This window comes from Candidatus Aquicultor sp., from assembly GCF_054640775.1.
Genome location: NZ_JBTSLF010000004.1, coordinates 1 through 3,598, shown reverse-complemented (window position 1 = coordinate 3,598; position 3,598 = coordinate 1). Strand labels below are relative to the sequence as shown.

Genomic DNA, 3,598 nt, shown 5'->3' with positions numbered 1-3,598 from the left:
ATCTTTATTCAAGAGACTATCTAATGACCAATCTGATATTTGAAGCGTCAAGTTCTCCAGGTTCCAATTAGGATCGGAGGCAATACTATTATTGACTTCTATATTTCCAGTCACAGGAATCGTCGTTATGGGGTGACTTGGTCCAGTGAACCCAGGCGCTTCAAACCACTGACTTTGCATGTGCCAATCTGTATTCCCACTAGGCGGCACCTTGTTCCCGCTATCTTTGACAATAGTGCAAATAAGGTTTGCTTGCGGTAATGCGATTACTCCCAGGTGAAGCGATGCATCTATACCATATTCTACCACATGCGTCTTATAGCTATACGCATGCCCATTAACAACCCCTTGCACTAGATAGTATCTGACTTCGGGGAAAGTTGGGCTCGGATATGGTTTTACGCCCAGATCGGTAATTGTCGCGGTGCAACTATTGTCTGAATAGGATGTTCCGACATCGTAAACAGGATAGGGGCAAATCTGCTGTCCAGTCCACGTCATCCAGTATATAGGAGCAATCAGATTACCAGTCCACGTCGTATAGTCGGTATATGCAAGGGAAGTTCTTGCCCCCGTCTTGATCATCTGGACATACTGCTTTGCTTTTTGGGCTAGCGTTCTATCAACAGTAATCTTTTTATCTCTTTTCCAGGAGTCTACTTGATCTTCAGAGATTCCAGCCCAACTTGTGAAATCCTGTGCAATCGCTCGTGCACCTTCCGGGGTTTTAATTTTAATGCCCGATGCCATTAAGAGAGTATCAACGGTAACTGTTTTTGAATCATCAAATTCGAGCGCAAAGGCGCTTTGCGCCCCCAAAATCAAAAAAACACACACAGCCAAAAATGCCACAATCCTAATTCTTTGTTTTCCAATCATTCGCAAATCTCCTTAAATTCGGCAACAGCTGAAAACGTCCGCCGAGTAAGTACGGATATTGTTGAGCTGTCAGCATTTTCTGAGAAACGTTAAAATGGTTAGGTTGATTACAATAAGGTAGGGTTATTGGCACATTAAATGTTTGCAGATTAGCTGGTATCTATGGTAAATGCATAAACAATATACTATTTCGGCAGTACTTTACTTATACTTTAGGGGGTATCGCTCGGCTCTACTACGATAGTCCTGCTATGCTCAAATACCCCAACCAAAGCTGGGGGCCGAAGAAGATGGTAAGAATTGAGCCGGCGGCCATGAAGGGGCCGAAGGGGATCATTTCCTTGGCGCTCTTTTTGTCCCTTGAAATCATCACGATTCCAACTATCGCACCTAAGGCGAAGCTGATGAAAAGCGCTAACAGTACGTAGCCGCCCAGGTAAAGGCCGATAAATGCCGCGAGCTTGATGTCTCCCCCGCCCATCGCGTCCTTTTTGAAGAACAGGTGGGCCATTATAGCTATTAGATAGAGAAGGCCGCCGCCTACAAAAAACCCGCCGATAGCCCAACCGGAACTCAGGTTTTCGATGAGCGGTATCGTTTTGATGTTGAGCGGATAGAGAACCAGCAACAACGCGCTTATAATCATGGCTGGGATAAGCACTTTGTTGGGGATTATCTTGATGTCATAATCGATGGCTGATAACACAATAAGTATGGTTATGAAGAATAGCCCGTAACCAAGTTCAAGCGAGGGGCCGAAACGGGAATACGTTACAGCCCATAAAACGCCTGTTAATAGTTCTATTACTGGGTATTTCAGGCTTATCCTTGAGCCACAACTCCTGCATTTTCCGCCCAATATGAGATAGCTTATAACCGGAATGTTATCGACATGGCGTATGGTTTCACCACAACCAGGGCAATGTGAAGGCGGGTATGCGATGGATTCGCCTTTTGGAATCCTGTATGCGCAAACATTTAAGAAGCTACCGATAACAGTGCCGAATATAAAGAATACGGCGGTAAAGAAATAATCCATGGTTCTCTCCGATTAATTGGCTGATTTCGATACCTTAAAATACGCCTTGGCATCCTTGTCCTTAGGGTCTATCCTGAGAACATCCTGCCAGTACTCGCTAGCTTTGCTGTTCATACCCTTTGCATCATAAATTGCCGCGAGCTTCTTATAGCAGGCGGTCATCTGTGGGTCGTCCTGTATTGCTTGTTCGTAATAACGAATCGCTTTGTCGTTATTGTGATCTCGTTCCGCAAGGTTCCCGAGCATAAAGCATGCATAGTAGTTCTTGGGGTCAAGATCAAGCGCTTTGTGGAAACTTGTCTCCGCCTTGTTCTCGTCTTTAAGCTTGTTTAAGTAGAGATATCCCAAGCCAAGATAGTAATCCGGCTCTTTTTTCAACTGCAGTGCGCGTTGCATCTGCCTGAGGGCCTCAGAAATTTTGCCTTCCTTACTCAAAAGGACTCCTAGCTGATAATTTGCATCGGCGTGCCATGGATTCATTTGCAGGGCGTCAGTATAGCCTTTTTTTGCATCGGCGATATTGCCTGCTTCCTCCTGGTCAACTGCCAGGTGATAAACCCTATCCGCGTTAACATACCGGTCGGCACCAATGGCGGCTAAGATAATAACGGCTATTGCTATACCAAGTCCGATTTTTTTGGCCTTTATGTGCTTGATCTCAGAGCTTAAGAAACTAGTCATTTCCATGTTTAATCAGTCTCCCATACGCAGTTTTTGCATCCTCGTAATTTTTATCTATCATAATGGCGGCACTATACTCACACAGAGCGTCTTCCTTGTGTCCGGCCTTTTCATAATATCGACCCATGTGATAATGAGTTTGAGGGTCATTTGGATTAATTCTGAGTGCCATCAAGAGGTTATGTTTCGCCTCCTTCATATGTCCTGTCTCCAGGTATGCCATCCCTAGAAGATCTCTCGTCGTATAATTATTTGAGCTAAGCTCAGCAGCTTTTTCAAGGTTAGTTATTGCGTAGTGGAAGTTGCGCTTATCAAATGCTTTGCCCCCGTAAAGGTAGCCGAGACCGAGCAAGGTATAGTTCTCTCGGTTATACGGGGATAATTGAGTCGCCTCTTTGAGATAGTTCATACCTTCTGACCATAGCCCTATATTTTTCGAAGCATAGCCGTTTTCGGCAAACATGATACCAAGGCTACTATAGGCTTTATCGTCCTGGGGATTATAAGCGATGGCTTTCTTATAAAAACTTTCGGCTGCGATTGAGTTGCCAGCGTGTGTTGCCAACCACGCTTGACCGAGAGCATTTTCTCCGATAAAGGGCCTCATGGATAAAACGATAGCAACTATCGCAACAATAATAACTGAAATCATGAGGGGATACTTTGCAAAGCCCGTTATTGGCTTGAGTTCGATCTTCGGTTCAGCCCATGTTGATGCCAAGAGCCCCATATTTAACCAAAGAAATCCCGATGTCGCAATCCCTGTCACACCGGTTAGACTCTGCGCCAGAAACGCTATTATTCCTGCAACCAGCCCTACCGTTATTGGAGAAGCCGGCTGAGACCGCTTGATTTCTCTCGAAGCCTTAACAAATAAGATTACTAACATTACTATAAAGGCGATAAGGGCAGGAATACCGGCTGTCAACGCCAACTGCAAGAATGCATTATGCACATTATCGATGGCGGCTGAGCCATTGTATTTAAGCAGACCGGGAA

The 3,598-nt window shown here is 45.0% G+C and carries 4 protein-coding genes; all 4 read right to left on the bottom strand.

Features of this window, described 5'->3' with window-relative positions:
* The coding region (locus ACYC56_RS00730; protein ID WP_461372258.1) for a hypothetical protein at nt 1-879 on the bottom strand (879 nt) is incomplete at its 3' end.
* A gap of 235 nt (nt 880-1,114) precedes the next feature.
* Nucleotides 1,115-1,918, bottom strand: coding sequence for a prepilin peptidase (locus ACYC56_RS00725; protein WP_461372257.1), 804 nt, complete (start codon nt 1,916-1,918; stop codon nt 1,115-1,117).
* A gap of 12 nt (nt 1,919-1,930) precedes the next feature.
* Nucleotides 1,931-2,605 (bottom strand): tetratricopeptide repeat protein, encoded by a 675-nt coding sequence (locus ACYC56_RS00720; RefSeq protein ID WP_461372256.1) that lies wholly within the window; start codon nt 2,603-2,605, stop codon nt 1,931-1,933.
* Nucleotides 2,592-3,527, bottom strand: coding sequence for a tetratricopeptide repeat protein (locus tag ACYC56_RS00715; RefSeq protein ID WP_461372255.1), 936 nt, complete (start codon nt 3,525-3,527; stop codon nt 2,592-2,594). The genes ACYC56_RS00720 and ACYC56_RS00715 overlap by 14 nt, the downstream gene beginning before the upstream one ends.
* Nucleotides 3,528-3,598 lie beyond the last annotated feature (71 nt).